The 7,442-nt window shown below is 67.7% G+C and carries 6 protein-coding genes; 2 read left to right on the top strand and 4 right to left on the bottom strand.

Translation table 11 applies throughout. The annotated features are described in order from the left end of the window. Both E4A53_RS06485 and lpdA read left to right on the top strand, forming a co-directional pair. The coding region (locus E4A53_RS06485) for a 2-oxo acid dehydrogenase subunit E2 (protein ID WP_206366259.1) at window positions 1-794 on the top strand (794 nt) is incomplete at its 5' end. Window positions 795-838: 44 nt separating this feature from the next. After that, window positions 839-2,236, top strand: coding sequence for a dihydrolipoyl dehydrogenase (lpdA, locus tag E4A53_RS06480; RefSeq protein ID WP_136162273.1), 1,398 nt, complete (start codon window positions 839-841; stop codon window positions 2,234-2,236). Window positions 2,237-2,435: 199 nt separating this feature from the next. Here the strand turns inward: lpdA and glnA are convergent, their stop codons facing one another. The 4 genes from glnA to map form a co-directional block, all read right to left on the bottom strand. Continuing rightward, window positions 2,436-3,848, bottom strand: a complete 1,413-nt coding sequence (gene glnA / locus E4A53_RS06475; RefSeq protein WP_136162272.1) for a type I glutamate--ammonia ligase — start codon at window positions 3,846-3,848, stop codon at window positions 2,436-2,438. Between the two features lie 31 nt (window positions 3,849-3,879). Continuing rightward, the gene (locus E4A53_RS06470) at window positions 3,880-4,218 is read right to left on the bottom strand and encodes a P-II family nitrogen regulator (protein ID WP_136162271.1); all 339 of its coding nucleotides are present in this window, start codon (window positions 4,216-4,218) and stop codon (window positions 3,880-3,882) included. 156 nt (window positions 4,219-4,374) lie between these two features. Then, complete coding sequence (locus tag E4A53_RS06465; RefSeq protein WP_136162270.1) at window positions 4,375-6,516, bottom strand: PQQ-dependent dehydrogenase, methanol/ethanol family; 2,142 nt, start codon at window positions 6,514-6,516, stop codon at window positions 4,375-4,377. A gap of 83 nt (window positions 6,517-6,599) precedes the next feature. Then, the gene (gene map, locus E4A53_RS06460) at window positions 6,600-7,424 is read right to left on the bottom strand and encodes a type I methionyl aminopeptidase (protein ID WP_136162269.1); all 825 of its coding nucleotides are present in this window, start codon (window positions 7,422-7,424) and stop codon (window positions 6,600-6,602) included. Window positions 7,425-7,442: the final 18 nt, after the last annotated feature.

Here is a 7,442-nt window from a genome sequence, read left to right as displayed (position 1 = left end):
CCGACGTCGTCGCGGCGAGCGGCGGTGCCGCCCCGGCGGCCGCCGCGCCCACCGCCGCTCCCGCTCCCGCCCCGGCGGCTGCCCCGGCGCCGGTCGATACCGACATTCCGCACGAGGCGATCAAGCTGTCCAACATGCGCAAGACGATCGCGCGGCGGCTGACCGAATCGAAGCAGCAGGTGCCGCATTACTACCTGACGATGGACTGCAACCTGGACGCGCTGCTCGCGCTGCGCGGCGAGCTGAATGCCAGCCTGCGCAGCCGGGAGATCAAGCTGTCGGTCAACGACCTGCTGATCAAGGCGCTGGCGGTGGCGCTGGAGCGGGTGCCCGACGCCAATGTCAGCTTCGCCGGCGACACGCTGCTGCGCTACAGCCGCGCCGACATCTCGATGGCGGTGGCGATCGACGGCGGGCTGATCACCCCGGTGATCCGCGACGCCGGCGCCAAGGCGCTGTCGAAGATCGCGGCGGAAGCGAAGGACCTGGCGGCGCGCGCCCGCGACGGCAAGCTGAAGCCGGAGGAGTACCAGGGCGGTACCGCGTCGATCTCCAACCTCGGCATGTTCGGGATCAAGCAGTTCGACGCGGTCATCAACCCGCCGCAGGGCATGATCCTCGCGGTCGGCGCCGGCGAGAAGCGGCCCTATGTGGTCGACGACGCGCTGGCCGTGGCGACAGTGATGACCGCGACCGGCAGCTTCGACCACCGCGCGATCGACGGCGCGGTCGGCGCCCGGCTGATGCAGGCGTTCAAGGAACTGGTCGAAAAGCCGCTGGGCCTGGTGGCGTAGGCGCGGCCGGCCGGCACGGACGGGATTTTTGAAGGAAGCGTATCTTGGCTGACACTTACGACCTCATCGTCCTCGGTTCCGGCCCCGGCGGCTATGTCGCGGCGATCCGCGCCAGCCAGCTTGGCCTGAAATGCGCGATCGTCGAGCGCGAGCGGCTTGGCGGCATCTGCCTCAACTGGGGCTGTATTCCGACCAAGGCGCTGCTGCGCTCGTCCGAGATCTATCACTACATGGCCCATGCCGCCGATTACGGGCTGACCGCGACGCCTCGCTTCGACCTGGGCAAGATCGTCCAGCGCAGCCGCAAGGTCGCCGACCAGCTGAACATGGGCGTCAAGGGCCTGATGAAGAAGCACAAGGTCACCGTCTACGAAGGCGACGGCGCGCTGGCCGGCAAGGGCAAGCTGAGCGTGAAGCAGGGCGACAAGACGGTCGAGCTGCAGGCGAAGAACATCATCGTCGCCACCGGCGCCCGCGCGCGCGAACTGCCGTTTGCCAAGGCGGACGGCAAGCGGATCTGGACCTATCGCCACGCGATGGTGCCGGACGAAATGCCGAAGAAGCTGCTGGTCATCGGTTCCGGCGCGATCGGTGTCGAGTTCGCGTCCTTCTACAACGACCTTGGCGCCGAGGTGACGATCGTCGAGATGCTCGACCGCGTCCTGCCGGTCGAGGATGCGGAGGTGTCCGACTTCGTCGCCAAGGCGCTGAAGAAGCAGGGGATGACCATCCACACCGGTACCGGCGTCCAGTCGCTGACCGCGACCGCCAAGGGCGTGACCGCCGAGATCAAGGGCAAGGACGGCAAGGTCGACAAGGCCGAGTTCAGCCATGCCATCGTCGCGATCGGCATCGTCCCCAATGTCGAGGATATCGGGCTGGATAAGGCCGGCGTGCGCCAGGCGAAGAACGGCCATATCGAGATCGACGGCTATTGCCGGACGTCGGCCGGGGGCATCTATGCGATCGGCGACGTCTGCGGCGCGCCGTGGCTGGCGCACAAGGCGATGCATGAGGCGGTGATCGCCGCCGAGACGATCGCCGGCAAGGCGGGTGTCCACCCGATCGCGCCGGGCAGCGTGCCGGGCTGCACCTATGCGCGGCCGCAGGTCGCCTCCGTCGGCCTGACCGAAGCGAAGGCGAAGGAAAGCGGCCGGGCGGTCAAGGTCGGCAAATTCCCGTTCATCGGCAACGGCAAGGCGATCGCGCTGGGCGAGGCGGAGGGCTTCACCAAGACGATCTTCGACGCGGAGACCGGCGAACTGCTGGGCGCCCACATGGTCGGGCCGGAAGTGACCGAACTGATCCAGGGCTTCACCATCGCCCGCCAGCTGGAGACCACCGAGGCGGAACTGATGGCGACGATCTTCCCGCACCCGACGCTGAGCGAGACGATGCACGAAAGCGTGCTCAGCGCCTATGGCGGCGCGCTGCATATCTGAGGGCGAGCCGGGGAGAGGCGCGCGCCGGCGACTGCGTACTGAACGCCTTTCCCGCACAGACGGAACGTCCGTCATCACGAGGTGCGTGGAGCCGTGGCGATCCGGTCTTGGCCCATGGATTGCCGCGCCCCTGCGGGGCTCGCAATGACGGTTGCGTTACCCGTCGCCCCGGCTTTCGCCGGGATGACGGGGCAATCGCTCAGCCGGAATAATACATGTCGTATTCGACCGGGCTGGGCGTGGTTTCCCAGCGGGCGACTTCCTCGCGCTTCAGCGCGATGTAGGATTCGAGCTGTTCCTTTGCGAAGACGTCGCCCTTCAGCAGGAAGTCGTAATCCGCCTCCAGGCTGTCCAGCGCCTCGCGCAGGCTGCCGCACACCGTCGGCACGTCGGCCAGTTCCTCCGGCGGCAGGTCGTAGAGGTTCTTGTCCATCGCCTCACCCGGGTGGATGCGGTTCTGGATGCCGTCGAGGCCAGCCATCAGCAGCGCGGCATAGGCGAGATAGGGGTTGGCGAGCGGATCGGGGAAGCGGAACTCGACGCGCTTCGCCTTGGCGCCGGCGCCGTAGGGGATGCGGCAGGACGCGGACCGGTTGCGGCTCGAATAGGCGAGCAGCACCGGCGCCTCGTAGCCCGGCACCAGCCGCTTGTAGCTGTTGGTCGACGGGTTGGTGAAGGCGTTCAGCGCCTTCGCGTGCCTGATGACGCCGCCGATGAAGTACAGGCAGGTTTCCGACAGCCCGCCATAGCCGTTGCCGGCGAACAGCGGCTTGCCCTTTTCCCAGATCGACATGTGGGTGTGCATGCCCGATCCGTTGTCGTCGCGGATCGGCTTGGGCATGAACGTCGCCGTCTTGCCATAGGCATGGGCGACCATGTGGACGACGTATTTGTAGACCTGCATCCGGTCGGCGGTTTCGACCAGCGTGCCGAAGGTCAGGCCAAGCTCATGCTGCGCGGCGGCGACCTCGTGGTGATGCTTGTCGCAGGGCAGGCCCATTTCAAGCATGGTCGAAACCATCTCGCCGCGAATGTCGACGGCGCTGTCGACCGGCGCGACCGGGAAATAGCCGCCCTTGACGCGGGGCCGGTGGGCGAGGTTGCCGCCTTCATATTCGCGGCCGCTGTTGCCGGGCAGCTCGACATCGTCGATCTTGTAATAGCTGGTCGCGTAGCCGGTTTCGAAGCGGACGTCGTCGAACATGAAGAATTCGGCTTCCGGGCCGACGTAGATGGTGTCGCCGATGCCGGTCGCGCCGAGATAGGCCTCTGCCCGCTTGGCGGTGGAGCGCGGGTCGCGGGCGTAAAGCTCGCCGGTCGACGGCTCGACCACGTCGCAGATCAGGATCAGCGTCGGCGTCGCGGTGAACGGATCGGTGTAGACCGCGTCCAGGTCCGGCTTCAGGATCATGTCGGATTCGTTGATCGCCTTCCAGCCGCCGATCGACGACCCGTCGAACATCAGCCCGTCGGTCAGCTCATCTTCGCCGATCACGCCCGACACCATGGTCAGGTGGTGCCATTTACCGCGAGGATCGGTGAAGCGCAGGTCGATCCACTCGATCTCCTCGTCCTTGATCCGCTTCAACAGGGTTGCGGCCGTGTTCGCCATGCGTTTCAGTCCTTGCAGCAAAAGGTCGGGGTCAAAGGGCTTCGGAATCGCGCTCGCCGGTGCGGATGCGCAGCGCGGTTTCGACGGGGAGGACGAAGATTTTGCCGTCGCCGATCCGCCCGGTCTGGGCGGCGGCGGCGATCGCCTCCACCACCCGGGGCGCCAGCGCGTCGTCGACGACGACCTCAAGCTTCACCTTGGGCAGGAAGTCGACGACATATTCGGCGCCGCGATACAGCTCGGTATGGCCCTTCTGCCGGCCGAAGCCCTTGGCTTCGGTCACGGTGATGCCGGACACGCCGACATCGTGCAGCGCCTCCTTCACCTCGTCCAGCTTGAACGGCTTGATGATCGCTTCGATCTTCTTCACGTCTGATCCCCCGCGCACGCGCGCATGCTGCAACTGCTTTCAATAAGCGTGCCAGCGGGCGAACCGCAACGGAATAAGGATTTGCGCGGTTTCCGTCGCTGTCCGTTGCCCGTTATTCGGGCAGGAAGGGGCGCCCTGCCTAAAAATCAGGCATGTTTACTGTGCAGGTGCGAGCAGGGCGCCGTTGGCCTTCATCCACTGCGCGCGGTCGATGACATAGTGGCGCAGCGATTCCGCCCCGGCCGAGTCGAGCACGCGGGCAAAGCCGACCATGCCGCGTTCGGCGAGCGCGCCGTCGACGACGATCGCCCGCCAGGCGGCGGCATTGGCGAGCACGGCGGAGCGGCGCAGGTCCGGCGTCACCCCGCCGCCGGCTGCCTCCGCCCCGTGGCAGACCATGCAGTAGCGGCCGAACAGCGCCTTGCCCGCCGCCAGCTGCGGCGCGGTGCCGGTGGTAGGAGGCCGGGCGAACGGCGCCGCCGTGACGGTGGGCAGGGCGGGCAGGCGGCCCTTGCCGTCCAGTTTCAGTACGATCAGCCGTGGCAGGTCCGGCAGTTGCGCGGTCGGCATCCCGGCCAGCCCGGCGCTCAGCGGCCAGACGCCGCCGCGCCCGGTGGTGAACGCGACATATTGCACGCCGTCGACAGTGAAGGTCGACGGCGCCGCCATCACCCCGGACTGGACGGGCAGCGTCCATAGCCGTTTGCCGCTGTCCGCCGCCCAGGCGCTGAATTCGCCGGTCGCGGTGCCGCCGAACAGCAGGTTGCCCGCCGTCGCCATCAGCCCGCCGTTCCACGGTGTCGGCAGATCGACCGTCCATCGCGGCTTGCGCGCCACCGGGTCCCAGGCGACCAGCTTGCCGCGTGTCGCGGCGATCGCCGCCTTGATGATATTGACGTCGCCCGGCAGGCCGCCTTCCGCCATATTGCCGCCGACGTTGAAGCCGACCGGCTCGCGCGTGGCGTCGGCCGGCGACAGCGGCGGCAGATAGGCGAAGCCGATTTCGTTCGCCGGGATGTAGACCAGGCCGGTTTTCGGGCTGAACGCCATCGGCTGCCAGCTATGCGCGCCGATCGGCGCAACGCCGGACAGGAACGGCTTGCCGGTGCGGTAATAGCGCGCCGCCGGATTTTCGACCGGCCGACCGGTGGCGGGATCGTAGCCGCTGGCCCAGTTGACGTTGGCGACGAACGGGTCGGCGCTGACCAGTTTGCCGCTGGTCCGGTCGATCGCGAAGAAGAAGCCGTTTTTCGGCGCGTGGAACAGCAATTTGCGCTCCGCCCCGCCCAGCACCATCGTCGCCAGCACGATCGGCTGGGTCGCGGTATAGTCCCAGCTTTCGGCCGGCGTTTCCTGATAGTGCCATAGATATTCGCCGGTTTCCGGCTTCAGCGCGACGATCGACGACAGGAACAGGTTGTCGCCCTCGCCCTCCGACCGCAGGCCGTGGTTCCACGGCGATCCGTTGCCGACGCCGATATAGAGTTGGTCCAGTTCCGCGTCGTAGACGATCGCGTCCCACACCGTGCCGCCGCCGCCCGATTCCTTCCACTGGCCGCCCGCCGACCAGCTTCTGGCGGCGGTCTTCAGGATCGCGTCGGACGCCTCGCCGTCGGCGGCGCCGGTCGGGTTGGGGACGGTGTAGAAACGCCATTTCTTCGCGCCTGTCGCCGCGTCATAGGCGGTGACATAGCCCCGCACACCGAACTCGGCGCCGCCATTGCCGATGATCACCATGCCCTTCACGACGCGCGGCGCGCCGGTGATCGTGTATGGCTTGGCCGGGTCGGTGGTCTGGACGCTCCACAGCGTCTTGCCGGTCGCGGCGTCGAGGGCGATCAGCCGCCCGTCGAGCGCGCCGATATAGAGCCTGCCCTTCCACAGCGCGACGCCGCGGTTGACGACGTCGCAGCATGCCTCGACGCCCTTGGCGCGGGCGATGCCGGGATCGAACGTCCACAGCGCCTCTCCGGTCGCGGCGCGGTAGGCGAACAGCTTCGACCAGGGGCCGGTGACGTAGAGGATGCCGTCGACGACGACCGGCGTCGCTTCCTGCCCGCGCGGATCGGGCAGATCGGCATACCAGGCGATGCCGAGCCGGCCGACGGTGTCGGCGTTGATCTGGTCGAGCGGGCTGAACCGCTGTTCGGCATAGCTGTAGCCGACCGCCGGCCAGTCCGCCCCGTTTCCACCGCTGGCGAGATAGGCGCCGTCGACCTTGTCCGCCCCCTGCGGCTGGGCGCAGCCGGCGAGCGCCAGCACCGCCGCCAGGCCCAGGCATAACCGCCCCGTCCGCATCGGTCCCCCCTCCTCGATCGCCGTCGATCGGCGGGGAGTGTGCGCCAGCGGCCGGGGCTTGTCACGCCCCGCTTGCACCGGTGTCAGTAAGGCGGGCGGTCCAGCCCGGCGGGGCTTTTGGTGAAAATCTCGCAGCCGTCCTCGGTGATGCCGATCGAATGTTCGAACTGGGCGGACAGCGAGCGGTCGCGGGTGACGGCGGTCCAGCCGTCGTCGAGCACCTTCACGTCCGCGCGGCCGATGTTGATCATCGGCTCGATCGTGAAGAACATGCCCGGCCGCAGTTCCGGCCCGGTGCCGGGGCGGCCGACATGGACGACCTCCGGCGAGTCGTGGAACACCCGGCCGAGGCCGTGGCCGCAGAAATCGCGGACGACGCCGTAGCGGTGCTTTTCCGCGAAGCTCTGGATCGCGTGGCCGATGTCGCCGAGATGGTTGCCGGGCCGCGCCTGTTCGATGCCGAGCATCATCGCCTCGTAGGTGACGTCGACCAGCCGCCTGGCCTTCACCCCGACATCGCCGACCAGGAACATCCGGCTGCTGTCGCCGTGCCAGCCGTCGACGATCACCGTCACGTCGATATTGGCGATGTCTCCGTCCTTCAACGTCTTGGCGCTGGGAATGCCGTGGCAGACGACATGGTTGATCGAGATGCAGCAGCTGTGCGTGTAGCCGCGGTAGCCGAGCGTCGCCGGGGTGCCGCCACCGGCGATGTTGATGTCGCGCACGATCGCGTCGAGCGCCTCGGTCGACACGCCGGGCACGACATGGGGGACGAGCGCGTCGAGCGTTTCCGCCGCCAGCCGGCCGGCACGGCGCATGCCTTCGAACGCCTCCGGTCCGTGCAGCTTGATCGCGCTGGAGCGGGCGGGGACGGTGTCGTCGGTCGCGGTGATATAAGTTGTCATGCCCGCGATATAGCGACC

Origin of the sequence: Sphingomonas flavalba, from assembly GCF_004796535.1 — a bacterium.
GTDB classification, from domain to species: Bacteria; Pseudomonadota; Alphaproteobacteria; order Sphingomonadales; family Sphingomonadaceae; genus Sphingomonas_L; species Sphingomonas_L flavalba.
This window is presented reverse-complemented; position numbering and strand designations above follow the sequence as displayed.

Coding starts and splice junctions, on each gene's coding strand:
- glnA (WP_136162272.1), bottom strand. CDS start 3,848: ATGGCGAACACGGCCGCAACCCTGTTGAAGCGGATCAAGGACGAGGAG.
- E4A53_RS06465 (WP_136162270.1), bottom strand. CDS start 6,516: ATGCGGACGGGGCGGTTATGCCTGGGCCTGGCGGCGGTGCTGGCGCTC.
- map (WP_136162269.1), bottom strand. CDS start 7,424: ATGACAACTTATATCACCGCGACCGACGACACCGTCCCCGCCCGCTCC.